Source organism: Pseudomonas sp. KH_021 (genome assembly GCF_057838865.1).
The window spans coordinates 3,074,626-3,097,041 of the sequence record NZ_CM174477.1 but is presented as its reverse complement, the minus strand read 5'-3'; the positions used below and the strand labels follow the sequence as shown (position 1 = coordinate 3,097,041).

General features: G+C 59.5%; 27 protein-coding genes and 1 pseudogene. 11 read left to right on the top strand and 17 right to left on the bottom strand.

The features are described 5' to 3' along the window. Positions 1 to 106 precede the first annotated feature (106 nt). The gene (locus AC3IX4_RS14385; RefSeq protein ID WP_489261163.1) at positions 107 to 667 is read right to left on the bottom strand and encodes a VOC family protein; all 561 of its coding nucleotides are present in this window, start codon (positions 665 to 667) and stop codon (positions 107 to 109) included. Between the two features lie 39 nt (positions 668 to 706). Next, positions 707 to 1,558, bottom strand: coding sequence for a fumarylacetoacetate hydrolase family protein (locus AC3IX4_RS14380; RefSeq protein ID WP_489261162.1), 852 nt, complete (start codon positions 1,556 to 1,558; stop codon positions 707 to 709). A 125-nt stretch (positions 1,559 to 1,683) separates the two neighbouring features. On the opposite strand from AC3IX4_RS14380, the gene AC3IX4_RS14375 reads away from it, so the two are divergent. The 6 genes from AC3IX4_RS14375 to AC3IX4_RS14350 all read left to right on the top strand — a co-directional run bounded on the left by AC3IX4_RS14375 (position 1,684) and on the right by AC3IX4_RS14350 (position 6,010). Further along, a complete protein-coding gene (locus AC3IX4_RS14375; protein ID WP_489261161.1) occupies positions 1,684 to 2,265 on the top strand; it encodes an amino acid synthesis family protein in 582 nt (193 codons plus the stop codon). A 70-nt stretch (positions 2,266 to 2,335) separates the two neighbouring features. Beyond that, on the top strand, positions 2,336 to 3,451 hold the full coding sequence (locus AC3IX4_RS14370; protein WP_489261160.1) for an alcohol dehydrogenase catalytic domain-containing protein: 1,116 nt from the start codon (positions 2,336 to 2,338) through the stop codon (positions 3,449 to 3,451). A 68-nt stretch (positions 3,452 to 3,519) separates the two neighbouring features. Next, the gene (locus AC3IX4_RS14365) at positions 3,520 to 4,071 is read left to right on the top strand and encodes a cupin domain-containing protein (RefSeq protein WP_489261159.1); all 552 of its coding nucleotides are present in this window, start codon (positions 3,520 to 3,522) and stop codon (positions 4,069 to 4,071) included. Between the two features lie 37 nt (positions 4,072 to 4,108). Then, positions 4,109 to 4,666: an NADPH-dependent FMN reductase gene (locus AC3IX4_RS14360; RefSeq protein WP_489261158.1), complete on the top strand. Its 558-nt coding sequence runs from the start codon at positions 4,109 to 4,111 to the stop codon at positions 4,664 to 4,666. A 174-nt stretch (positions 4,667 to 4,840) separates the two neighbouring features. Beyond that, positions 4,841 to 5,356: a DUF1097 domain-containing protein gene (locus AC3IX4_RS14355; RefSeq protein ID WP_489261157.1), complete on the top strand. Its 516-nt coding sequence runs from the start codon at positions 4,841 to 4,843 to the stop codon at positions 5,354 to 5,356. 456 nt (positions 5,357 to 5,812) lie between these two features. Further along, a complete protein-coding gene (locus tag AC3IX4_RS14350; protein WP_489261156.1) occupies positions 5,813 to 6,010 on the top strand; it encodes a hypothetical protein in 198 nt (65 codons plus the stop codon). Between the two features lie 167 nt (positions 6,011 to 6,177). Here the strand turns inward: AC3IX4_RS14350 and AC3IX4_RS14345 are convergent, their stop codons facing one another. Further along, on the bottom strand, positions 6,178 to 6,984 hold the full coding sequence (locus tag AC3IX4_RS14345) for a pyrroline-5-carboxylate reductase family protein (RefSeq protein WP_489261155.1): 807 nt from the start codon (positions 6,982 to 6,984) through the stop codon (positions 6,178 to 6,180). A 448-nt stretch (positions 6,985 to 7,432) separates the two neighbouring features. Between AC3IX4_RS14345 and AC3IX4_RS14340 the strand changes: the two genes are divergently transcribed. The 5 genes and pseudogenes from AC3IX4_RS14340 to AC3IX4_RS14320 all read left to right on the top strand — a co-directional run bounded on the left by AC3IX4_RS14340 (position 7,433) and on the right by AC3IX4_RS14320 (position 10,443). Continuing rightward, on the top strand, positions 7,433 to 8,032 hold the full coding sequence (locus AC3IX4_RS14340; RefSeq protein WP_489261154.1) for a recombinase family protein: 600 nt from the start codon (positions 7,433 to 7,435) through the stop codon (positions 8,030 to 8,032). Between the two features lie 129 nt (positions 8,033 to 8,161). After that, positions 8,162 to 8,530: a recombinase family protein gene (locus AC3IX4_RS14335; protein ID WP_489261153.1), complete on the top strand. Its 369-nt coding sequence runs from the start codon at positions 8,162 to 8,164 to the stop codon at positions 8,528 to 8,530. Positions 8,531 to 8,550: 20 nt separating this feature from the next. After that, positions 8,551 to 9,072, top strand: a complete 522-nt coding sequence (locus AC3IX4_RS14330; RefSeq protein WP_489261152.1) for a cytochrome b — start codon at positions 8,551 to 8,553, stop codon at positions 9,070 to 9,072. Between the two features lie 49 nt (positions 9,073 to 9,121). Then, positions 9,122 to 9,319: pseudogene (locus tag AC3IX4_RS14325) on the top strand (DUF4158 domain-containing protein); the annotation flags it as partial. 11 nt (positions 9,320 to 9,330) lie between these two features. Continuing rightward, on the top strand, positions 9,331 to 10,443 hold the full coding sequence (locus tag AC3IX4_RS14320) for a Tn3 family transposase (protein WP_489261289.1): 1,113 nt from the start codon (positions 9,331 to 9,333) through the stop codon (positions 10,441 to 10,443). A gap of 46 nt (positions 10,444 to 10,489) precedes the next feature. Here AC3IX4_RS14320 and phnP read toward each other — a convergent pair whose 3' ends face one another. The 14 genes from phnP to AC3IX4_RS14250 form a co-directional block, all read right to left on the bottom strand. After that, complete coding sequence (gene phnP, locus AC3IX4_RS14315; RefSeq protein WP_489261151.1) at positions 10,490 to 11,239, bottom strand: phosphonate metabolism protein PhnP; 750 nt, start codon at positions 11,237 to 11,239, stop codon at positions 10,490 to 10,492. Next, positions 11,230 to 11,799: a phosphonate metabolism protein/1,5-bisphosphokinase (PRPP-forming) PhnN gene (gene phnN / locus AC3IX4_RS14310; RefSeq protein WP_489261288.1), complete on the bottom strand. Its 570-nt coding sequence runs from the start codon at positions 11,797 to 11,799 to the stop codon at positions 11,230 to 11,232. The genes phnP and phnN overlap by 10 nt, the downstream gene beginning before the upstream one ends. Continuing rightward, on the bottom strand, positions 11,799 to 12,944 hold the full coding sequence (locus AC3IX4_RS14305; protein ID WP_489261150.1) for an alpha-D-ribose 1-methylphosphonate 5-triphosphate diphosphatase: 1,146 nt from the start codon (positions 12,942 to 12,944) through the stop codon (positions 11,799 to 11,801). The genes phnN and AC3IX4_RS14305 overlap by 1 nt, the downstream gene beginning before the upstream one ends. Next, complete coding sequence (gene phnL / locus AC3IX4_RS14300) at positions 12,934 to 13,653, bottom strand: phosphonate C-P lyase system protein PhnL (protein WP_489261149.1); 720 nt, start codon at positions 13,651 to 13,653, stop codon at positions 12,934 to 12,936. The genes AC3IX4_RS14305 and phnL overlap by 11 nt, the downstream gene beginning before the upstream one ends. A gap of 28 nt (positions 13,654 to 13,681) precedes the next feature. Further along, positions 13,682 to 14,488, bottom strand: coding sequence for a phosphonate C-P lyase system protein PhnK (gene phnK / locus AC3IX4_RS14295; protein WP_489261148.1), 807 nt, complete (start codon positions 14,486 to 14,488; stop codon positions 13,682 to 13,684). After that, positions 14,485 to 15,357: an alpha-D-ribose 1-methylphosphonate 5-phosphate C-P-lyase PhnJ gene (locus AC3IX4_RS14290; RefSeq protein WP_489261147.1), complete on the bottom strand. Its 873-nt coding sequence runs from the start codon at positions 15,355 to 15,357 to the stop codon at positions 14,485 to 14,487. Before AC3IX4_RS14290 ends, phnK begins: the two co-directional genes overlap by 4 nt. Continuing rightward, complete coding sequence (locus AC3IX4_RS14285) at positions 15,350 to 16,438, bottom strand: carbon-phosphorus lyase complex subunit (RefSeq protein ID WP_489261146.1); 1,089 nt, start codon at positions 16,436 to 16,438, stop codon at positions 15,350 to 15,352. Before AC3IX4_RS14285 ends, AC3IX4_RS14290 begins: the two co-directional genes overlap by 8 nt. Next, a complete protein-coding gene (gene phnH / locus AC3IX4_RS14280) occupies positions 16,438 to 17,037 on the bottom strand; it encodes a phosphonate C-P lyase system protein PhnH (RefSeq protein ID WP_489261145.1) in 600 nt (199 codons plus the stop codon). Before phnH ends, AC3IX4_RS14285 begins: the two co-directional genes overlap by 1 nt. Beyond that, positions 17,037 to 17,486, bottom strand: a complete 450-nt coding sequence (phnG, locus tag AC3IX4_RS14275; protein WP_489261144.1) for a phosphonate C-P lyase system protein PhnG — start codon at positions 17,484 to 17,486, stop codon at positions 17,037 to 17,039. Before phnG ends, phnH begins: the two co-directional genes overlap by 1 nt. Positions 17,487 to 17,497: 11 nt before the next feature. After that, positions 17,498 to 18,202, bottom strand: a complete 705-nt coding sequence (phnF, locus tag AC3IX4_RS14270) for a phosphonate metabolism transcriptional regulator PhnF (protein WP_489261143.1) — start codon at positions 18,200 to 18,202, stop codon at positions 17,498 to 17,500. Positions 18,203 to 18,239: 37 nt separating this feature from the next. Then, complete coding sequence (gene phnE, locus AC3IX4_RS14265) at positions 18,240 to 19,022, bottom strand: phosphonate ABC transporter, permease protein PhnE (protein WP_489261142.1); 783 nt, start codon at positions 19,020 to 19,022, stop codon at positions 18,240 to 18,242. Between the two features lie 49 nt (positions 19,023 to 19,071). After that, complete coding sequence (gene phnD / locus AC3IX4_RS14260) at positions 19,072 to 20,088, bottom strand: phosphonate ABC transporter substrate-binding protein (protein WP_489261141.1); 1,017 nt, start codon at positions 20,086 to 20,088, stop codon at positions 19,072 to 19,074. 34 nt (positions 20,089 to 20,122) lie between these two features. Beyond that, positions 20,123 to 20,956 carry a phosphonate ABC transporter ATP-binding protein gene (gene phnC, locus AC3IX4_RS14255; protein ID WP_489261140.1) on the bottom strand — a complete coding sequence of 278 codons (834 nt, stop codon included), beginning with the start codon at positions 20,954 to 20,956 and terminating at the stop codon, positions 20,123 to 20,125. 684 nt (positions 20,957 to 21,640) lie between these two features. Continuing rightward, positions 21,641 to 22,240: a hypothetical protein gene (locus AC3IX4_RS14250; RefSeq protein WP_489261139.1), complete on the bottom strand. Its 600-nt coding sequence runs from the start codon at positions 22,238 to 22,240 to the stop codon at positions 21,641 to 21,643. Positions 22,241 to 22,416 lie beyond the last annotated feature (176 nt).

Below are 22,416 nucleotides of genomic sequence, written 5' to 3'. Positions count from 1 at the left end.
TTTTATCTATTGCGACTTCTGGTTGATGAACAGGCTTGTGCACGCCCATCAACCAGGATTCAACATCCACCGATCGGAACGAGCTATATAGCCCTTCCTTGCGCCGTCAAACGATTCGAACCCGCTGTTCTTCAATCTTCGCCCGAGTGGATTCCATCCATTGTTCGCGAGTCTGGAAACTAGGACGGCGTTTACACATGGCCTCGGTCTGGGCAAGGATGACCTCAGTCGGCAGCTCGAGATCGAGTGGCTCTTTGCAAGGTTGTGCGGTGTAAAACGGCGCATCGACATACATTTCGATGGGATTGCCTTCAGGGTCTTTGAAGTACAGCGACCAGGCGTTCCCATGATCCACCTGAGCAATCCCTTCAATGCCGCTTTTTTTGGCGAATTGATAGTACGTCTTCAGGTCATCCAGAGAGTTCAGCAGAAACGAAAGCTGATTGATCGGGTTGAATGGCAGGTCGACAGGCTTGCCGTCAAAGAGCACGACTTGATGATGGAGTTCAGGGTTCTGCGTCATGAAAAACAGCCGATGCCCTGTTGAGGCGATGCCTTGGTCACTAACGATGAAGCCTAGAACGCTGCAGTAAAAATCGACCATGCGATCGAGGTCTGCGCAAAACACGCCGGAATGAGTGAAATTGATTGTAGGTAATGCGGGCATTTGGAACCTCCAGTTTTATGATTGTGTAGAGGACAACGCTTAGGCTTCGTCAATAACGCCGTTCGATAGCGTCCCGATCTCCGTGATGACCACTTCGAAAACATCACCGGGTTTCAGGAAAATCGGAGGATTTCTCTTGAAGCCGATCCCGCTCGGCGTACCGGTTGCCAGAATGTCGCCAGGGTTCCATGGAAGTGCCTTCGACACGTACGAAATCAAATGCGGAATGTCGAATGCCAACTCTGAAAGGCTGCCTTCCTGTAACTGCTCGCCATTGAGCACACCCCGCACCACTAGCTTACGGTAATCGGAAATTTCCGACGCTGGAATGAGCCATGGGCCCAGAGCACCGGTTTTTCTGAAGGTCTTACCCATGCCGTACTGGTGCGTATGGAACTGCCAATCGCGAACGCTGGCATCGTTGAAACAGGTGTAACCCGCGACGTGATCCATCGCATCCGCCGGATCGATATGCGCGCCACCTTTCCCGATCACGACGGCCAACTCGGCCTCAAAATCAAATTGCTCTGACACGTGAGGCCTTACCAGCGGCTCTCCGTGGGGAAGAAGGGTTTCGGCGAAACGCTGAAAAATCACCGGGAACTCCCCAACCTTTCTGCCCGCTTCTTCGGCGTGAGCGACATAGTTAATGCCGACGCAAATCACCTTGCCGGGATTGGGTATGACCGCTTCCAGTTGAACGCTTGAAAAGGGGTAATCGGGTTGCGCGGCTTCTACTATCTGGCGTGCTTGCTGCATCAGGGCCGGTTCGGCAAGAAAGGATGCGAGATCCGCAGCCTGCGCCAAACGACGGGTCAGTTCGACCACCCCGTCACCGGACACGGCACCGTAATGCGCCTTCCCTTCTTTGCGGTACGAAATCAGCTTCATGTTGCTCTCCTGTTTTTGTGCATAAAAACTAAGTTCTTGCACCATACATCATTAAATGCATAATGCGGAAGACCGGTTCAAAAAAATAACGAGCTGCATAAGGCTCTCGGTTCTGGAGATAAGGCATGTCGCTGGTAATGGTTCGCAAGGTCAAACTGGACGTCGAAGAAGTATTCCACGAAGGCGGGCCGCGCTCGTCGGTCCCGCTGAGGATTGCGGTCGCCACCGCCGTGGTCGTTAACCCTTATGCAGGTCAATATGTTGAGGATCTGCTGCCGTTTATGCAGGAATTGAGAGGGTTGGGCGCGCAACTGTCCGAGCAACTGATCCATGCCCTGGGCGGCGCCGGACATGTACAGGCTTATGGCAAGGGTGCCATCGTCGGCGAAGACGGCGAACTGGAACACGGTGCGGTCTGGCATGAAGCCGGTGGCTGGGCCATGCGCGAAGCCCTCGGCAACCCGAAGGCGATCGTGCCGGCGGCGAAGACCATCGGCGGCCCCGGTTGCCGGGTGATGATCCCGCTCGGGCACATCCAGGCGGCCTATGTTCGCAGCCACTTCGGCGTGGCTGAAATGACCGTTTGGGACGGCCCTCGTCGCGGCGAAATCGCCTTCGGCCTGGCCATGGCCACCGGCGGGCGGATTCATGCGCGACTCGGCGGCCTGGCCGCCGCCAAGATAAAGGGCGAAGACGGCTTACGTTAATGCCGAAGATTTGAAGCGTGCTCCACGGTTAAGTACCACTACAAAAACAATATGTGTGTTGGAGAACATCATGACTGCAAAAACTATGCGCGCCGCACGTCTGTATGAAGGCGGTAAACCCATGGTCATCGAGCAAGTGGCCGTACCCGAGATTCGCCCGACCGAGGTGCTGGTCAAGATCAAGGCGTGCGGGATCGTGCCAAACCTGCACAACATCCTCACCAACTGGGTCAAATGGTTCCCGCATAACCCGCTGCCGAAACTCCCTGCGATTTTCGGACTGGACCCTTCAGGTGTCATCGAGGCCGTCGGCGCCCAGGTCTACGACTTCAAGGTCGGCGACCGGGTTTACGTCAACCCGGGCCGACACTGCGGTTCATGCCGGGCGTGCCGCGCAGGCAACACCATTGCCTGCAGCGCCTATACGTTTAACGGTTATTTCGGGTTCACGCCGAAAAGCCCGCGCATGTTCGAAGACTATCCCTACGGTGGTCTTTGCGAGTACATCCCTGCCCCGCAATACAGCCTGGTCAAACTGCCGGACAACATCAGCTTCGAGACCGCAGCGCGACTGGGTTATTTGGGCACGGCCTATAAAGCGTTGATCAAGGCCAACGTCGGCCCCGGCAGCACCGTTTTGATCAACGGGATCAGCGGGACACTCGGATTGGGCGCCGTCGCCCTGGCGCTGGCCATGGGCGTACGGAAAATCCTCGGCACCGCCAGAAACCAGGAGCTGTTCCAAAAGGTGAAGAACCTGGCGGCCCCGGGTCGGATTGAAATTCATACCTTGGGTACGATTCCCACCAACGAATGGGCCTATGAAGTCACCCATGGCGAAGGGGTCGATGTGGTCATTGATGCGCTTGGCCCGGGCGCCCCACACGAGAGCCTGACCCAGGCCCTGAAATCCCTGCACCGCGGCGGGCACCTGGTCAACGTTGGCGCCATCGCCGGCGAAGTCCCGATCGACCTGCACTGGATCATGGACAACGACATCCAGATCAGCGGCTCCGCCTGGTTCACCACCGGGCAAGGCCAGGCCATGGCGGACATGGTTGAATCCGGAGTGCTTGATCTTTCATTCTTCGAAAACACCGCCTTCAGCCTGGAGGACGTCAATAGCGCCATAACCGGTATCGAAAACCGGAATGGTGGCTTCAGCAATTACGTCATCTGTCCTTGATTGAACCCGGCTAGGGGAGTGGTACCCCTCCCCTAGCTGGCTCTCTGGCTGCCCGTTGAGTAATCCATATGAAGATAAGAAGAATCGTGACTGGCCACGACGAACAAGGCCACTCGGTGTTCGTTTCAGATGACTTTGCCCCAAGAGCCCAGTCGTTTGCCTCGATACCGGGGCACGCCATGGCGCAACTGTGGACGACGCCCGCCCATCCGGCGCTCCTCGAACAATCGCGCGACCCAACGCTCGATCGCGCCTCGCTGATCCCTTCTCAAGGAGGCACCAGCATCGCCATGTTCGATTTTCCACCCGACACCGTCATGCAAAATCCCATCGATGGTGTTCAGGCGTTTGGCGAGCTGAGTGCTGCCCTGCCCGGTTTGATCGAAACTTTCGAGCCGGAAAATCCGGGCATGCACACCACCGCCACCATCGATTACGGAATCATTCTGGAAGGTGAAATGTGGCTGGAGCTGGATAACGGTCAGAGCCGCCTGGTCAAGGCGGGCGACGTGGTTATTCAAAATGGCACACGGCACGCGTGGCGCAACAAAAGCGCGCGGATTGCCAGGGCACTTTTTGTAATGATCGGTTTGCCACTTCCAGAGAGGCCTGATTTGTAGTTTTTGTATTAACCTTGTCTCTGGTTTAAGGAGTTTTATGACCACTTCAGCTCATAATCTACTGGGCATCTCAGGCAGTCTGCGTTTGCAGTCAACGAATACAGCAGTACTCAAGGCGCTGTCCAAGCGAATGGGTGATCAGGCTGCAATGAGTCTCTTCGCTCTTAACGACATTCCCCTATACAACGGTGATCTCGAAGCAGAGGCGCTGCCGCAATCCGTGGTCGCGCTGAAAGAAGCAATATCACAGGCCGATGGTTTGATCATCTGCTCGCCTGAATACAACTACGGCACTTCTGGCGTTCTGAAAAATGCGCTGGATTGGGCTTCCCGCCCCGGCTTCAATTCGCCACTAAAAAATAAACCCGTGCTGATCATGACCTCTTCGCCCGGTGTGCTCGGCGGGGTGCGCGCCCAGTCTCAGCTACGTGAAACGTTCTCTGCAACGCTTTCCAGGGTGATCTACTGTCCCCAAGTCGTCATTCCCGGCGTCAATCAAAAGATGCAGGACGATAGATTCGTCGACGAAACAACGATTGAGTTCATGCTCGCCGCCGTCGACGATTTGATACGCGAAATAAATCTTCTGGCGTAGCGGTTTGCCACCCATCAAATTCCAGGCAGACATAAGCATTCATTTTTCTCGTATTCATTTCAATCTGGAACATGCTTACGCGCTCATTTTGACGCCTTTACTTGCCAGATTGCTATTGCCGAATTTACGTCCCTTTTGAACCTGCGACGAGGTGAATATGCCATGAGCCATTCTATGAATATGAATCAATTCAAGGCCATTTTCGGGGAGTCGGTTGTGGCCTGCCTCGCCGCTACCCTCTGTGCGCTGCTGATCGACGTTCCTGTCTGGGCCATGTTCATTGGGTGGATTGCCTTTTTTACCCGCGGAATTACGGCGCGCGACGGGGCGATTAACATGGTCTGCGTCTTCATTGGCTTGGCCATCGGCATCACCGCTGGCGGGGCTAGTGCAGCACTGGAGCCCGTTCTAGGAGCCTGGAGCATCATACCGGTTGTGCTGGTGGTGACGCTGATCGTGTTATCCCTCCAAGTGCTGCCCGTGATCAACAATGTGCTGGCTTTTTTCTTGGGTCTGGTCTGCTACTTCGCCTCGCATCTGCCCCCGGCGCTCGACACCTTTGTCGAACTGGCCACGGCATCGGCGCTAGGTGTAATCGCCGGGCTAATGGCCAGCCTAGTGAAGAGACGCTGGAGCGGGCGGAAGGCCAACAGGAACCATCTCGATGAGCAAGTATCGTTAGCAGAGTAGCTTTATCTCTCCGGGTGCGGCCATTTGCCAGCCGCAACCCTCCGCATTTCCATGTTTGCGGACACGCTAAACCGGCAGCTTTTCAATGGCGCTGCTACCACTCTGCGCGCTGACCGCGGCAGGTTCGCTGTTGGTGTTTCTCGTGGGCACCAGGTCATGCTGTCATCATTCATACCGGCGGCTTGCTTACTCAGCGCCGCTAACGAGGTCGTGCCCCCCCCGGCAAGTGCTGAATCTGCGCTTCCCGTGCATCAACTGACACCAGTATCTGGTAATTGGCGCAGTAGTATTGGTGCGTTTTGACCATCACCACATACTTGTCGCTGCTGGCGAAAAAGTTGCTGACCATGAAGCGGTTATCGCTGTTGTAGCACCTGCGCTGCTGGCCTCACGTCAAAACCAGTAACGAAGCCAGCGAGCGGCAAGCCGCTCCCCTCTTTGGTAGGGCGAGAACTCATGAAACGAAAAGACGCGATTGCGCATATCACTGTTGCCGGTTATCACGACGACTCCCATACGGCCATGCGGATCTACACTGAAAACCGGATCAGCTACCAGGTGTATACCGAGGCCTACGCGAAAAGCGCTCAGCTCAAAAGTGAAGGCATGGCCTGCACTTGCTTCGAGTGCAATCAACGCCCTGCGTCTGCTTGAAATCTGCGGTACTACTGCCCAGCAGCAGCATCAGATTTCAACGTGCTGCAAGTGTTGAAACCATCAAACCCGCTTCGGCGGGTTTTTTGTGGCCACGGTTGAGAGGTGGCCATCGCATATCCCGGGTGTGCTCGGGGAATTTCCCCCTTTCTCGGCATGATCCCTCATCAGGCGGTGACCAACTTCGACATGGCGCTGGCCTTGGCCGAGGCTGCATGCAACCCCGCGCCCACAGCACGGGCGAAGCCTTGATCGAGCATGGTGGACAGGGCGGCGGCCGTGGTCCCTTTGTAATCGATCATTTCCTGCACCACGGTCGCAGGGTTGCTGCCGGGTGCGGCGAGCAACTGACTGGCGGCAACCACCACCCCGAGGGCTGCACGGCGGGCAAAATCGGCCGGCAAGCCCTGCGACACGGCATGGATCTCCATGGCCTGAGCCAGGAGCGCCGGAAACGCCGCGCCCGAGCCGGTCATGCCCACGCAGTAATCAATGAAGCCCTCTTCGGGGACCTCTGCAGCCTCGCCACAGGCGTCGAACAGCGCTTGCACCACCTGCTTGCTTTGCGCCGATACCGGCACCGTGGCATACCAAGGGGTGAAGGATTTCCCCAGGCTGGCGGCGGCATTGGGAATGGCCCGCACCACTTCACTGGCCCCCGTACGGGCAGCGATGTAATTCGCCGGCACACCGGCCATCACCGATATCACCAGTTTGCCGCTGGCATCGATGTTCACATCGGCGAACTGGTCTGGACGCACCGACAGCACGACGACATTCGAGCGATCCACCAGTTGCTGGTTGTCCTTGATCACTTCAACGTCTGCAAGGGATGCGTGAAGTGGCTTGTGCGAACGGCCGGACAACAGCAGCCTAGATGATGCAACCACATTGGCGGCCAACGCCGCCTGCGCAATGGCACTCCCCAGCCAACCGTTGCCTCCGACAATGCCGATACGATGGTCAATTTGCATGTTTCAATTCCCCTTGGGTTGATGTGTTTGTATGGCCGGTCAGGCCCCTGAGAAACTTGCGGCAGCGTTCGGCTTCGGGTGTGTTCAGCACCTTCAGCGATGGCCCCTGCTCCACGATCTACCCCGCTTCCATGAAGACGGTGCGGGCGAGCAATTCCATGCCCTTGCGTGCGGCTTCCTGGGCACTGGGTCATTTTCCGAAGACGACTGCACCACTCCGTTGGGGGAATTCGCCGTAGTGCACACGACTGTTGATCTGAGTTGTGTGCACGATCTTCGTCTCTGCTCAAAACTCCTCTGTACCATCGTCGCATCGACCTCAGCTATGTACGAAACCGATCGGTTACCGACACCTATCGAACCGCATGTACTTAAATAAGCATTTTATTGTTTCGGACATGGCATATAATAAGTACACCCATTTCGTACAGGTCGGCGGTTTCCAAAAATGTCACGCACCTTCATCTATGGCCGCGTCAGCACGGCTGACCAGAATACCGACAACCAGATTCGAGAGATTGAAGCCGCAGGCTTCTCAGTAAATCAGCGCCGCATCGTGACCGAAAGCATCAGCGGTAGCATCGCGGCCAGTGAGCGTCCTCAGTTTGCCCGGTTGCTTGACCGGCTGGAGCCCGGTGATGTGCTCATCGTGACCAAGCTGGACCGGCTCGGTCGCAATGCCATGGATGTCCGCGCAACGGTTGAGCGATTGGCCGCCGATAGTGTCCGCGTCCACTGCCTGGCGCTCGGCGGGGTCGATCTGACCAGCGCCGCCGGAAAGATGACCATGAGCGTGTTGAGTGCGGTGGCTGAGTTTGAACGCGACTTGCTGATCGAGCGAACCCAGGCAGGCATTGCGCGTGCGCGCGCGGAAGGCAAGGAATTGGGCCGCCCGCCAGCGTTGACAAAGGTGCAGCAGGCCGAAGCCATGCAACGCCTTGCGGCTGGCGAATCGGTTGCGAAGGTGGCGCGCGACTACGGCACCACCCGGCAGTCCATCATGCGAGTGCGGGAAAAACTGGGCAGGGGCAGTGCAGGCGACTCCTGATAAATGGTGCAGTCGTCTTCTGAAAATGACACAACCCTCGTGCAAACCCGCATCGCTGGCATCCAGCTACAGTCTCCAGCTTTCAATATCCGACTACACTGGACTCTCACTGAATAGTTGGACAAAGCCATGTTGATTGGATACGCCCGCGTCTCGACTGATGACCAACTCCTCGATTTGCAACGAGATGCGTTGGAGAAATCTGGCTGCGAGCAAGTCTTCGAAAACACCGCCAGCGGCGCCAAGGCTGAGCGGATTGGTTTGACCGCCTTGCTGGCGACTCTACGTCGTGGCGACGCCGACCGCACAGCGCCCTTGATCGCAAGACGCCAGATGAGGCTTACTTCCCATCACTGCCGTTGCCCATGGCAGCCTGAAAACCGCTGGGAATCCACTTATCTAAGCGAACCCCACTGTTCAAACAACCGGGGCCGGCTCTCTTACTGGTGGGGTGTTTGTCGGCCTGCTAGCGTCAAAGACTTCGCCATCAATATCTGAACTACCTTGCGGAGGTCTCGATGATCAACGATTCCAAAGAGCGTTATGGAAGCGTCAGTAAAATCCTGCATTGGCTCATGGCGGTCCTGATCGGTTGGCAATTGCTGAAGTTCGGTGACCGTATCGCCGAAGGCGAGCATTGGATCGGGCAAACGATGGTTCCCTGGCATATTTCCATCGGAACCCTGTTATTTGGCTTGATCGTTCTGCGAATCCTCTGGGCGATAAGTCAACGCCAGCAACGCCCACGGGAGAACCCGGCAACCGCCGTGCTGGTAAAAGTCGGACATGGCCTGCTTTACACCGGCATGTTGCTGCTGCCGGTCACCGGGATATTGGTGATGCTGGGCGGAGGCCATGGACTGACCGTCTTCGGGCTGGAAATCTTTGGTGAAGGTGAAAAAGTCGCTTGGGCCGCGAGCCTCGGCAGCCTCCACTCACCGCTGGCCTGGGGGTTGGCTGTTCTCACTATCGGACATATCGGCATCACCCTGATCCACCATTTCATCAAACGCGACGATACGCTTCAACGGATGCTGTAGCTCAGCCGTGGGGTGTGTAAACACAGCCGTCGACAGCCTTGCGCTCTAAATGGTCTTGGGGTTGGGGGAGCAACGGAACCAAACCGAGGTCGCAAAAAAGCCTTGTCCGACGAACAGACGGTCGCAGTCCGACATGCTGCTTGCGCTGCCGGAAAGCCAGGACGACCTGATCCGCTACTACACCTTCAACGAGTCCGACCTGTCGCTGATCCGTCAGCGCCGGGGTGATGCCAATCGCCTCGGCTTTGCTGTGCAGCCCTGCCTGCTGCGCTACCCCGGATACGCGCTGGCCAGCGACAGCGTACCTACGCCAAACTGTCTTGGCTGCAAGCCTGGCACATTCGCGACGAAACCTATTCGGCGGCCCTGGCCGAACTGGTCAACAGCCAGTTCAACCATACCTTCGCGGCCAACTGGGGAGACGGCACCACCTCATCTTCCGATGGCCAGCGCTTCCGTGCAGGCGGTCGAGGCGAGAGCACTGGGCACGTTAACCCAAAGTACGGTAACGAACCGGGGCGGCTGTTTTATACCCACATCTCCGATCAGTACGCACCGTTCAGCACCCGCGTGGTTAATGTCGGTGTGCGGGATTCGACCTACGTGCTCGATGGACTGCTGTATCACGAGTCAGATCTGCGGATCGAGGAGCACTACACCGACACGGCTGGCTTCACCGACCACGTCTTCGCCCTGATGCACCTGCTGGGCTTTCGTTTTGCTCCGCGCATCCGCGATCTGGGCGAAACCAAGCTGTATGTGCCACAGAGTGTCCAGGACTACCCGACACTTCGCCCAATGATTGGTGGCACGCTTAACATCAAGCACGTCCGTGCCCACTGGGACGAAATTCTGCGACTGGCCACGTCGATCAAACAGGGCACCGTCACCGCCTCGTTGATGCTGCGCAAGCTGGGCAGCTATCCGCGCCAGAACGGCCTGGCTGTCGCTCTGCGGGAGCTGGGCCGGATTGAACGCACGTTGTTCATCTTGGATTGGCTGCAAAGTGTCGAGCTGCGCCGTCGTGTGCATGCTGGCCTAAACAAGGGAGAGGCTCGCAACTCCCTGGCCAGGGCGGTGTTCTTCAACCGCCTCGGCGAAATCAGGGATAGAAGCTTCGAGCAGCAGCGCTATCGGGCCAGTGGCCTAAACCTGGTGACCGCCGCTATTGTGCTGTGGAACACGGTTTACCTGGAGCGGACAACCCAGGGGCTGACTGACGCCGGAAAGCCGGTGAATACCGACCTGTATCAATACCTGTCGCCGTTGGGCTGGGAACACATCAACCTGACCGGCGATTACGTCTGGCGACAGAGCCGCAAGCTGGAAGACGGGAAATTCAGGCCGCTACGGCAAGTTGTAAAACCTTAGCGTACGATTTTTTCCGAATTCTGTAGGCTCCCCTATTAGGCTCCTGTTACAAGACACACCCGTCAAAACCCACACTGACATTGGCCGGTAAATCTCTGCCGTGCTTAATCAGCCACTCATCGAACGTATGCCCCACATGGGTCAACACCGCCGACTCAGGCTGCAAGTGTTCAATGCACTGCAAGGCCAGGTTCAGATCATTGTGATTGCGCGGTGCCTGGGGTTGCGGGGGCATCGAGCAGTCGAGCACCAGCAGGTCTGGCGGCTGACGTTGCAGCCACGCGGTGGTGTCCGCTGGCAGCCCGACCGTATCGGTGAGGTAGGCGATGCGTCGCCCCTCGCCTTCCAATAAATAACCGAGGGTCGGCCTTGAGTGCAGCAGGGGCAACGCGGTGACACTCAACGCGCCGAAGGAGCGGGTTTCAAACGCCTCGAATGGGTGGCTGAAGTCGAGAATGCCAGGGTGCTTATAGAGGTCGGCCAGGCCCTGCGGATCCACCGGGCCGTGCACCGGGATCACCAGCCCCTGGCCCCAGCGCAAGTGCAGCAGACCCTGGGCGTGATCGGCATGGTAGTGCGTCTGGAAAATGCCGTTGAAGCTGCGCGGGGCAAATCGTTCGGTCAGATCCGGCAGGCCGCTGTCGATCAGCCAGCGCTGGTCGCCACATTCGATCAGCGCGCAGCACGGCTGTCGTTGCCAGCGCTCATCGATGTGAGCCCGGACACACGCCGGGCATTCGCAACCATACACCGGCACTTGTCGGGCATCACCAGTGCCCAGCAACGTCAGGCGCATGCGACGGGCTCCTCGATGCAGGCCAGCAGATGCTCGACTGTGTGCTCCAGCGGCCCGGAGTTATCCAGCACATGCAACGCTGGGTCGTTGTCGGCGAGTACGTGCTCACTGAATTGCCCATTACGCGCCAGCCGCTGATCGATCTCGACCACGGGCTCTCGCCCGCGGGCGAGCAGACGTTGGCGCAGCGCTGCTTGATCCACCGTCAGCAATAGCACCCGCACGTTTGGATAGCGCAAACGGGTGTCCGGTAAATGTCCACGAGAACCATTGACCAGTACGTCCTGCCCGGCCGCGAGCCAATCGTCGATCTCCCTCGGGATACCATACGCCAGCCCATTGGCGTGCCAGCTCAGGGCAAACGCGCCCTGAGCCTCCATCTCGGCGAACTGTTCCGGGCTCACACCTTGCGCCGCCTCCCCCGTCGCTTGCGCCGAACGCGTGATGACCCGCCGCACGATGTGGCAGCCGCGCTGGGCCAACCGCGCTCGCGCAGCCTCCAGCAAGCTGTCCTTGCCCGACCCTGAAGGCCCGATGAGATAGATCAACCGACCGGCCATCAATACACCCTCTTCGCTTGACGCCATACTTGCTGGACCATCGGCAACCCGTCCAGGCTGCGCGCTTGCACCAGGTCAGCGCGCAGACCGGGGGCAATCTCGCCGCGGTCGCTCAAACCGGCGGCCCGGGCCGGTGCCAGGCTGACCATGCCCACCGCTTCGGCCAGGCCGATCCGGTGGTTCTGCGCCGCCAGTGCAAACGCCGCTTGCAGCAGGCTTGCCGGGTAATAGTCACTGGAGAGGATGTCCAGCAATCCTTCTGCGGCCAGGTCGGCGGCCGCCACGTTGCCCGAGTGCGAACCGCCACGCACGATGTTCGGCGCGCCCATCAATACGCTCATGCCCTGCTCCCGAGAACTGCGTGCCGCTTCGACGGTGGTCGGGAACTCGGCGATGGTCATGCCATAACGCGCCGACTCCTCGACGTGAGCCAGGGTCGCGTCGTCATGGCTGGCCACCGACAAGCCAAGGGCCAGGCAATGTTCAACAATCGCGGCGCGATAACGATCGCTGTATTGGCGTGAGTTGGCCACCTGCAGGGTGATGAAATCATCCATCTGCGTTGTCGTCAGGTGGTATTTGCCCATGTAGTACTCACGGTACTTGGACTCCAGCACGAACTGGCGCTGCCCTGGCGAGTGATCCATCACCGACACCAGTTTCACCAACGGATTGCTCACCAGATCACGGAACACACTCAGGGTGTCCGGGTGGCACAACTCGCAGCGCAGGTGCAGGCGATGATCGGCGCGGGTCAGGCCAGCGTCGGATGCACTGGCGATGGCTTCGAGCATCGCCGGCAGTTTCTGCAGGCGATTGCCTTTGGGATTCACATCACCGATGGACACGGCGTCGAACACCGTGGTGATACCCGCCGCGATGATCTGCGCATCATGGCTGAGCACCGCCGAGCGTGACGGCCAGTCCACGCCAGGGCGCGGGGTCATGTGTTTTTCCAGGTTGTCGGTGTGCAGCTCTACCAGGCCGGGCAGCAAATAGTCGCCATTGAGGTCCTGGGCCTGGGGCAAGCGGCTCGGGCCTTCGTCAACCTCGGCGATCAAGCCATCTCGCAACACCACGGTGCCGTAGAACACGCGGTCAGCAGTGACCAGTTGGGCGTTGCTGAGGATCTGTTCACTGGGCATCGACGCATTCCTCTGGGTTCACAGCGGCTGGGGTCATGTCGAGATAGCGATCGGCAACCGCTTCGCGGGCGACCCGATCATGGAAGATGCCGATCAGCGCGGCACCGGCGCCCTTGGCTTCGTTCATCAGTTCCAGCACCACCTGGCGATTGTTGTCGTCCAGCGAGGCGGTAGGTTCGTCGAGCAACATCACCGGCCAAGCGACCATGAAACCCCGGGCGATGTTGACCCGCTGCTGCTCGCCACCGGAGAAGGTGCCGGGGGCCAGTTGCCACAGGCGCTGCGGGATATTCAGGCGCGCCAGCAACGATTCGGCGCGCGATTGCGCCAGATGCCTGGACCAGCCATGGGCCAGCGCCGGTTCCATCACCACGTCCAGGCACGCTACCCGCGGGATCACTCGCAGGAACTGGCTGACGTAGCCCAAAGTGCGCTGGCGTACCTGGAGAATGTCGCGGGGCTCGGCGCCCACCAACTCCAGCCATTGACCGTCGTGTTGCACGCGAATACTGCCGCCCGCGGGCAAGTAGTTGCCGTACAGGGTGCGCAGCAACGTACTCTTGCCGGCACCGGACTGGCCATGCAGTACCAGGCATTCACCGGCCGCCACGCTGAAATCCACCGCGCGTAGCACATTGAGGACCACGCCGTTCTGCTGATGCAACGTGAAGGTTTTCGAGAGGTCACGGACCTCGATCAAGGTATTCATCGCTCGGTTTCCACAGTTGGACGGGGCTTTACGGCTGCAACACCGAAGACACCAGCAGTTGCGAATAAGGGTGCTGCGGATCGTCGAGGATCTGGTCGGTCAGCCCGGTTTCCACCACCCGCGAGCGACGCATCACCATCAAGCGGTCGGCCAGCAGCCGCGCCACCGCCAGATCGTGGGTGACGATCACCACCGCCAGGTCCAGTTCACGCACCAGTGCGCGCAACAGATCGAGCAAACGTGCCTGCACCGACACATCGAGGCCACCGGTGGGCTCGTCCATGAACACCAGGCGCGGGCTCGACACCAGATTGCGGGCGATCTGCAGGCGCTGCTGCATGCCGCCGGAGAATGTCCGGGGCAAGTCATCGATGCGCTGTGGGTCGATTTCCACCTGGCTCAGCCAGTCGAGCCCCGCCTCGCGCAATTGCTGGTAATTGCGTACGCCCTGGGCCATCAGGCGTTCGCCAATGTTGGCGCCCGCCGAAACGCCCATGCGCAAACCGTCCCGGGGGTTTTGTTCGACGAAGCCCCATTCGGTACGCAGCAACGTGCGCCGCTCGGCTTCGCTGGCGCTGTACAGGTCCAGCCACTGGCCCTGTTTGTCGCGGTAACCGATCGTGCCGTGTTGCGGCGCCAAGCGTCCGCTGAGCAGCGAAAGCAGCGTTGACTTACCGGAGCCGGACTCGCCGACAATCCCCAGCACTTCACCGGGGTACAGGTCGAAGCTGACACCTTGGCAACCCTTTTCCTCGCCATACAACAGCGACAGGTCACGCCCTCGCAGCAAAGGTTCGGTGGCGACCGATAGATCGTTTTTCAGCGCCTGGTTCATTGGCCCTGCTCCTGCTGGCTGACGCGCTGGGCGCAGTAATAAGTGTCGGAACAAACGAAGCTCTGGGTACCGGCGTCGTCGAGGATCAACTCGTCGAGGAACGAGTCATGGCTGCCGCAAATCGCGCAGCACTCGTCCCACTTCTGCGCTTGGAAGGGGTGATCCTCGAAGTCGAGGCTGGTGACCTTGGTGTACGGCGGCACCGCGTAGAGACGCTTCTCGCGGCCGGCGCCGAACAGCATCAGCGCCGGGCTCATGTCGAGTTTCGGGTTATCGAATTTGGGGATAGGCGACGGGTCCATCACGTAACGCTCGTCGACCATGACCGGGTAGGCGTAAGCGGTCGCGATGTGGCCGAAGGTGGCGATGTCTTCGTAAAGCTTGACGTGCATCACTCCGTAATCATTGAGGGCGTGCAGGGTCCGGGTCTCGGTTTCCGACGGTTCGATAAAACGCAGCGGCTCGGGGATAGGCACCTGATAGACCATGATCTGATCGGCATGCAGCGGGGTTTCCGGGATGCGGTGACGGGTCTGTATCACCGTTGCGTCTGGCGTGATTTCGGTCGTGGCGATGCCGGCGGTGCGGGCGAAAAAACGGCGGATCGACACGGCGTTGGTGGTGTCGTCAGCGCCCTGGTCGATAACCTTGAGCACGTCGTCAGCGCCGAGAATCGCCGCGGTCAATTGCATGCCGCCGGTGCCCCAACCGTACGGCAATGGCATCTCACGGCCGCCGAAGGGCACCTGGTAACCGGGGATCGCAACCGCTTTGAGCAAGGCGCGGCGGATCATGCGTTTGGTTTGTTCATCCAGATAGGCAAAGTTGTACGCCGCATCGCGCTCGGGCGCCTGGGTCAGGTCATTCATGTTGGCTGCCCTCGGCAGGTGTGTGCGGTTGCTTGCGCAGTTTGCGGATCAGTTCCAGTTCGGCCTGGAAGTCCACGTAGTGAGGTAATTTGAGGTGCGAGACGAAACCGGCAGCCTCGACGTTGTCGCAGTGCATCAGCACGAATTCTTCCTGCTGTGCCGGCGACACGATCTCTTCGTTGTATTCCTCGGCGCGCAATGCGCGGTCAACCAGCGCCATGCCCATGGCTTTGCGCTCGGCATGACCGAAGGCCAATCCATAACCGCGAGTGAACTGCGCCAGTTCAGTAGCGGACCCGACGAACTGGTTGACCATCTCGCACTCGGTGACTTCGATGCTGCCCAGATTGATTGGAAACCCCAGCTCTTCGGGCTCGATCCAGACCTGCACTTCACCGATGCGGATTTCCCCGGCAAACGGGTGATTGCGGCCGTAACCGCGTTGGGTCGAGTAACCCAGCGCCAACAGGAAACCTTCGTCACCACGGGCGAGAGCTTGCAGGCGTTGAGCGCGTCTGGCCGGCAGTTCCAAGGGGTCGCGGGTGATGTCCGCCACGCTTTCGCCGTTGTCGGATTCGTGCTTGATCAAGCCTTCCTGCGCCAGTAAACCGAGAACCCGCGGGCACGGTTCAAGGCGTGCATCGGGCGTGACCTGCGGCCCCGGATACTCGCCTTCGGCAAGCAGCGCGAAATCGAGCAGGCGATGGGTGTAGTCGAAGGTCGGTCCCAGCAGTTGCCCGCCCGGCACGTCCTTGAACGTGGCGGACAAGCGTCGGCTGAGCTGCATGTCTTGCGTATCGATCGGCAAGCTCGGGCTGAAGCGCGGTAACGTGGTGCGATAAGCACGTAGCAGAAAGATCGCTTCCACCAGATCGCCCGCCGCTTGCTTGATGGCCAGCGCGGCCAGCTCCTGGTCGTACAACGAGCCTTCGCTCATCACTCGCGCCACCGCCAGTGGCAGTTGCTGAAGGATTTGCTCGACGCCAACCTCTGCGACCGAAGTATCGCCCCGGCGTTTTTTCGCCAGTAAACGATGAGCATTGTCGATGGCCTGTTCACCACCTTTGACGGCTACGTACATCAGACACGCTCCTGTGCTTTGCGACTGATCCGCGTACTGCGCGGCAGGCCGATCACGTCATGGCCGGCGGCGAATAACAGGTCCAGGCCCCGGGGAAATTCGCAGCGTCGCTCACGTTCACGCCAGAGCTCGTCGGCCACGGGCAGTGCTACGCCCTGCTCGGTCTCGATCCCCGGTCCACGCCAGGCCAACCTTGTCCCGCCGCTCAAATCTGCCAGTTGAACCAGCAAGGTGCAGGACTGATCGGGATATCGGTCGTTGCCCTGATCAAAGCCGCTCAAGTCCAGCAAATCATCAGCGCCGAGCAAGGCAAACCGTGCGTCCTCACGCTTGGCAGTGAGTGGGCAGCCACAGTGAAATGCCAGGTTGGCGCGGATCACTGGCGTGTCGAAGGACGGTGCCAGCCACAGCGGTGTGTCTGCATCCAGCAAGGACAGACACAGCGCGTAGGTGGCTGGCGCCAGTCCTTCGAGGCTCGGCGTGGCGTGCAGGGTCTGGATCAGACCGGGTCCGGCCAACGCCTTGAGTGCAGTGCGAAAACTGCGTTGGGCATCCAGCACCGGGTCGGCGAATGCCGGTTGCAACAGCTGTGCGCTCATTAGTTTTCTCCTCGTACGAGGGTGAAGAATTCGACTTTTGTCGCGGCGGTCTCCGCCTCTTTTTGCGCCCGGCGTTCGGCCTGGGCCTGGGCCAGCGGCATGATCACGGCATCCAGCCAATGGCGTTGTTGCGCGCCCTGCAAATGCGCGTCGGCCAGGGCCGCCAGTTCGGCGTGGAGCTTGTCGCGCCCTGCGAGGTAGCTGTAACCGGTGCGACCATCAGCCAGGCGCACCACACAACGGGTCACGCTCATTTCGCCGACGTTGAACGGCGCGCCGTTGCCGCCCATGCGGCCACGGACCAAGGTCATGCCGATTTCAGGAGCGCGAATCAGTTGGTACTCGACATCGCGCAGCGCGGCTTCATAGGGCTGCAATTCGCTGCAACGCGCGCGGGCCAACACGCCGATCCAGTGCTGCCGTTCGGTGTGAGAAACAGGGTTGTGCATTGAGTTCTCCATCAGGTGACCACCTGGTACTGGAAGCGATCGGAACGGCTGGTGGACTGGGCGAGCTCCACTGGACGGCCATCGCTGTCGCGGGAAAGCGTGAACACACTCAGCGCCGGCAAATGCCGGGGCATCATCAACAGCGCGGCTTCTTCACGGTTGGGCAAACGGGCGCCGATCAGGCTCAGGGTGCGGGTCAACGGCAGGTCCCGCTCGCTCAGGTACTGACGCAGGGAGCCGCCGTTGTAGTCCGCCAGCAGCGGCGCGAGGCTGGCGCAGTAGCGATGGCGGATCAGGCTGACCGGTTGATGATCGAGCTTGCGCAAGGTCTGCAGTTCGATCATCGGTGCCATCTCGGCAATCCCCAGGTGTTGCGCTTCCTGACGGCTGGCGAAGCAGTAACGGCGCTTGAGCAGCACCGCTTCGACGCCATGGCCCTGGGCCGATAACGATTGGCTGTAGGCACTGTCGGCGGCCATCGAATAAATCAACGGCCGTTCCAGCACTTGGGTGCCCTTGCCCTGGAGCCGCAGGAGGCTGCCCTCGAACACCAGCTCATCAATGGCGCGGCGCAAGGTGTGGCGGTTGACCCCGAAGCGTTCCGCCAACTGCACTTCGGCCGGCAGGAAATCCCCGGCCTGGTAGTCAACCAGTTCACGACGCAGGATGTCGGCCAGCTCGCGGTACACCGGCTCATCTTGTCTAGACAACTGCATGGTTTAAAAAAAGCGCCCGCAGGCACCCCTCCGAAAATCAGATGAATTGCTTGCGCAGGCGTTGCGACAGAATGTCGATCGAGCTGACGACGACGATGATCACCAGCAGCACAGCGCAGGTCTGCACGAACTGAAAGGCACGGATGTTCTCCCAGAGAATCACCCCGATCCCGCCAGCACCGACCATCCCCACCACGGTGGCCGAACGCACATTGGCCTCGAAGCGGTAGAGCGCGTAGGACACCCACAGCGGCATCACTTGTGGAATCACGCCGTAGATCACTTCTTGCAAGGCGCTGGCACCGGTGGCGCGAACCCCTTCGACCGGGCCCGGATCAATCGCCTCGACCGCTTCGGCGAACAGCTTGGCAAGAACGCCGGTGGTGCTGATCCACAGCGCCAATACGCCGGCAAACGGCCCCAGCCCGACCGCCACCACGAACAACATGGCGAACACCATTTCGTTGATCGAGCGGAAAGCGTCCATCACCCGGCGTAGCGGTTGGTGAATCCACCAGGGCGTAATGTTTTCCGAGCAGAGAATGCCCAGCGGTACCGAACAGACAATCGCCAGTACCGTGCCCCAGAGGGCGATTTGCACCGTGACGATCATTTCCTTGAGGTAGGCGCGCCAGTCATGGAAGTCCGGCGGGAAGAAGTCCGCGGCGAAGGTCGCCATGTTTCCAGAATCGCGGTACAGCGCCATCGGGTTCATTTCAGCGCCGTGCCAGGCCCAGGCCAGCAGCACCAGGAACAGGCCCCAACCGGCGTATTGCGGCCAGGTACGCTTGCCGACAGCTTCAGCGTGCAGAGTGGTCATTGGTTTCTCTCTAACAAAGAGGCGCGGCGTGAGTGCGCCGCGCCTTGGGTCAACCGGCGTGGGCCGCACTCTTCTCGGTGTTGGATTGCTCCAACACGCTGATACGCTCTTGCAGCTTGGCAAGCTGCGCATCGATCTCGGCCAGGCGCTTGGCTTTGTCCGCAGCCGTAAGCTTGGTATCGGTGCTGATCGTGGTGCGCTGCTTGAACAGCTCAAGCTGACGGATCGGCAACAACTGGTCGTCGCTCGACTTCAAGAACTTGCCCAGTTGCATGCCTTTAAGCACGGCTTTCTCGGACTCGGTGTCGCCATAGCTGAAGATGAAATTGCGAATCTTTGCTTTCTCGCTGTCGCTCAGGCTTTTGCTCCACACCAGCGGATCGGCGGGGATCAATGGCGATTTCCAGATCACCTTGAGCAGCGCGGCTTTATCAGGCTGAGTGACTTCCAGGCGATCCCAGCTTTCGGTATTGAAAGTCGCCACGTCCAACTGCCCCTTGGCCACGCTTAAAGCGTTGACCTCATGGCTGGAGTTGAGGGTGCGCTTGAACGCCGTGGCGGCATCGACGTTGTTCTTGGCGAACACGTAGTAGCCCGGCACCAGGTAGCCTGATGTGGAGTTCGGATCGCCGTTGCCGAAGGTCAGGTTCTTGGCGTTTTTCAGCATGTCGTCAACGGAATTGATCGGGCTGTCCTTGCGCACGATCAACAGGCTCCAGTAGCCAACGGCGCCACTGGCAGCAGCGGTCTGAGCGAAAATCTCGCCATTGGAGCGGTCCACCGCCTCGATGGCGGCCTTGTTACCGAGCCAGGCTACGTCGACCTTGTTGAAGCGCATGCCCTGAATCAGGCCGGCATAGTCCGAGGCGAAGGTAGCGTTGATCTTCAGGCCGGTTTTTTTCTGCATGTCGTCCAGGAACGGTTGCCAGATGCTCTTGAGGTTCTGCGATGACTCGGTGGACATGATGCCGAAATTGATGGCTTTCTCTTCAGCTTGGGCAGTGCCCAGTACGCACGTGGCGAGCAATGCTGCGCCAGCAAAAACGCGACCGATACGGTTCAACATTCAAGGGTTTCCTGCGATTGGAATAAGAAGGTGTTCACGCGCGGGCCAGCACCAGCCTGGGGGCGGGCTCGGTGACGTGGGTCTGTTCGGAGCACATGAGGCGGGTGTCGATGTCGGCACCGTACAAATCGTTGAGGAATTGGCTGCTCAGTTGGGCACCGGAGCCGTCGAAATGAATCCGCCCGCCCTTGAGCGCCACGGCACGCGGGCAATACCGCATGGCGTAGTCGACTTGATGCAGGGTCACCACCACGGTCTTGCCATCGCGGCGATTGATGTCGGCGAGGATTTCCATGACCTTGCGCGCCGACTCCGGGTCCAGGGAGGCAATCGGCTCATCCGCCAGAATCACCTCGGCACGCTGGGTCAGGGCCCGGGCAATCGCCACGCGCTGCTGCTGGCCACCGGACAGGGTCGAGGCCCGCTGTGCCGCCAGATCGGCCAGGCCGACGCGGTCCAGGGACTCCAGGGCAAACTGTTTTTCTTCCGGTTTGAACAGGCCCAGATTGCCACGCCAGCGCGGCACGCGCCCCAGGCAACCGAGCAACACGTTGTCCAGCACACTAAGGCGATTGACCAGGTTGAACTGCTGGAAGATATAGCCGATATCGGCGCGCAAGCGCCGAACCTTGCCATTGAGTCGGCCTGACGCCTGCACTTCCCGACCCAGTACCTTGACGCTACCGCCGTTGTTGCGATCGCAGCAGGCCAGGCCGGCGAGGTGGCGCAGCAAGGTGGATTTGCCGGAGCCGGACGCGCCGATCAGCGCGACCATCTCGCCGGCCGCGATGGTCAGGTCGAGGTCGACCAGTGCCGTCTTACGCGCAAAGGTCTTGTTCAGTTGATCGACATGGATAGCTGCGTTCATGGGCTTCTCTGTCTGGTTGAACAGCCATCCATGGCCGTATTTGAGTTCAACCGACTTTAGGCACTGGGCATGTCAGCCCTATGACTCGCACAAGTGACTGGAGTAACCATTTGATGAATGTTTTGTGAAAGGTTGTAGGAGCAGAGCTTGCTCGCGATGCAGGCAACGCGGTCTGCATGAATGCCGGACCACCACGATGACCATAGGTATCTACACATCTTTTGGTGTACTGCATTTCGTAGCAGTGGACGAGTAGAACGAGGCCACGTCCGGCTGCGCAGCAGTCGTAAAACCTGGCACTTCAGTATTCAGATACACCGCGAGTACAGGCTTTGCGAGGACTACGTCCCCGGACCTGGCCTCGCTGAACTCGTCTACTGCTACGAATGTAGCCGCTGACGAGGTACGAGGCTGCGATCGGCAGCGAAGCGGCCGTAAAACCTGAGACCGTAATCCATCAGGCACACCGAAGGGCCTGAATTTACGACGGCTTCGCCGCCGATCGCAGCCTCGTACCTCGGCAGCGGCTACAAGAGCCGCGCTGCCCCAGAATTGTGTAGATACCTATGCCACGATGACCGTACCGCGGTTTGTCTGATGCACCGCGGTGTGGCCATCGCAGCCGAGGCTGGCTCCTACATTGGCAATCCGGCAACGCCGGAGGCGGCCGGCGAACGCCTACGATCAACCAGCCTCCGCACCTTCCAGCAACGCTTCCACCAACGCGCTGGCAGTTTCAATGGCATGCAGCTCTGCCCAATGCAGACCCCGATCAGCCATCGCAGTCATGCGACACACCTCATCCGCCGTGGCGTAGGCTGCCTGCAAATACAGCGAGACATGCACCAGCGCATCTTCGGCCATCACCCCTGCCCTGACGTTGAACATCGCCAAGTCACAGACACCGAAATGGCCAAATGGCTTTTCAGCGGTTTTACGGATCGTGCCTGGCACAAACAAACCTTGCGCGTCCCTGGGCGGCAGCACCACATCATCGGCGCCACTAAGCAGGGCCTCCACCAACGCTTTAGCTGCATTGACAGCCCATACCGTCGACCAATGCAGGCCGGTATCAACCTGAGGTGTAATCGTGTAGATGCGATAGGCGGCTTCACAGGCCGATTGGAGATGACGTTCGATATGGATCAACGCATCTTCGGCAATGATGCCGGCGCAGGTGTCGAAGAGGGGTTCATGGGAGTGGCCGCAGGAGCTGAACGCTATCTGGGCGGTCTGGAGAACTGTACCGAAAAGGTAGGGTGGTGGATCTGGAACGATCTTCATCGTTGTGACGCTCCTGGAGAAATGGAGCTGCCACGTCCTGCTGTCAAACAAGTTGGGTGGCAGCTGTACGCGGGTTGACAGACCGGGCTCCAGGTCCCGGCGCACACGAGGTGCCCCACGCACAGCCGCCATTGCACGAGCAACAGGCGTAAAAAAAGCGCCCGCTGTTCGAGTAC

Coding starts and splice junctions, on each gene's coding strand:
- AC3IX4_RS14385 (WP_489261163.1), bottom strand. CDS start 667: ATGCCCGCATTACCTACAATCAATTTCACTCATTCCGGCGTGTTTTGC.
- AC3IX4_RS14380 (WP_489261162.1), bottom strand. CDS start 1,558: ATGAAGCTGATTTCGTACCGCAAAGAAGGGAAGGCGCATTACGGTGCC.
- AC3IX4_RS14375 (WP_489261161.1), top strand. CDS start 1,684: ATGTCGCTGGTAATGGTTCGCAAGGTCAAACTGGACGTCGAAGAAGTA.
- AC3IX4_RS14370 (WP_489261160.1), top strand. CDS start 2,336: ATGACTGCAAAAACTATGCGCGCCGCACGTCTGTATGAAGGCGGTAAA.
- AC3IX4_RS14365 (WP_489261159.1), top strand. CDS start 3,520: ATGAAGATAAGAAGAATCGTGACTGGCCACGACGAACAAGGCCACTCG.
- AC3IX4_RS14360 (WP_489261158.1), top strand. CDS start 4,109: ATGACCACTTCAGCTCATAATCTACTGGGCATCTCAGGCAGTCTGCGT.
- AC3IX4_RS14355 (WP_489261157.1), top strand. CDS start 4,841: ATGAATATGAATCAATTCAAGGCCATTTTCGGGGAGTCGGTTGTGGCC.
- AC3IX4_RS14350 (WP_489261156.1), top strand. CDS start 5,813: ATGAAACGAAAAGACGCGATTGCGCATATCACTGTTGCCGGTTATCAC.
- AC3IX4_RS14345 (WP_489261155.1), bottom strand. CDS start 6,984: ATGCAAATTGACCATCGTATCGGCATTGTCGGAGGCAACGGTTGGCTG.
- AC3IX4_RS14340 (WP_489261154.1), top strand. CDS start 7,433: ATGTCACGCACCTTCATCTATGGCCGCGTCAGCACGGCTGACCAGAAT.
- AC3IX4_RS14335 (WP_489261153.1), top strand. CDS start 8,162: ATGTTGATTGGATACGCCCGCGTCTCGACTGATGACCAACTCCTCGAT.
- AC3IX4_RS14330 (WP_489261152.1), top strand. CDS start 8,551: ATGATCAACGATTCCAAAGAGCGTTATGGAAGCGTCAGTAAAATCCTG.
- phnP (WP_489261151.1), bottom strand. CDS start 11,239: ATGCGCCTGACGTTGCTGGGCACTGGTGATGCCCGACAAGTGCCGGTG.
- phnN (WP_489261288.1), bottom strand. CDS start 11,799: ATGGCCGGTCGGTTGATCTATCTCATCGGGCCTTCAGGGTCGGGCAAG.
- AC3IX4_RS14305 (WP_489261150.1), bottom strand. CDS start 12,944: ATGCCCAGTGAACAGATCCTCAGCAACGCCCAACTGGTCACTGCTGAC.
- phnL (WP_489261149.1), bottom strand. CDS start 13,653: ATGAATACCTTGATCGAGGTCCGTGACCTCTCGAAAACCTTCACGTTG.
- phnK (WP_489261148.1), bottom strand. CDS start 14,488: ATGAACCAGGCGCTGAAAAACGATCTATCGGTCGCCACCGAACCTTTG.
- AC3IX4_RS14290 (WP_489261147.1), bottom strand. CDS start 15,357: ATGAATGACCTGACCCAGGCGCCCGAGCGCGATGCGGCGTACAACTTT.
- AC3IX4_RS14285 (WP_489261146.1), bottom strand. CDS start 16,438: ATGTACGTAGCCGTCAAAGGTGGTGAACAGGCCATCGACAATGCTCAT.
- phnH (WP_489261145.1), bottom strand. CDS start 17,037: ATGAGCGCACAGCTGTTGCAACCGGCATTCGCCGACCCGGTGCTGGAT.
- phnG (WP_489261144.1), bottom strand. CDS start 17,486: ATGCACAACCCTGTTTCTCACACCGAACGGCAGCACTGGATCGGCGTG.
- phnF (WP_489261143.1), bottom strand. CDS start 18,202: ATGCAGTTGTCTAGACAAGATGAGCCGGTGTACCGCGAGCTGGCCGAC.
- phnE (WP_489261142.1), bottom strand. CDS start 19,022: ATGACCACTCTGCACGCTGAAGCTGTCGGCAAGCGTACCTGGCCGCAA.
- phnD (WP_489261141.1), bottom strand. CDS start 20,088: ATGTTGAACCGTATCGGTCGCGTTTTTGCTGGCGCAGCATTGCTCGCC.
- phnC (WP_489261140.1), bottom strand. CDS start 20,956: ATGAACGCAGCTATCCATGTCGATCAACTGAACAAGACCTTTGCGCGT.
- AC3IX4_RS14250 (WP_489261139.1), bottom strand. CDS start 22,240: ATGAAGATCGTTCCAGATCCACCACCCTACCTTTTCGGTACAGTTCTC.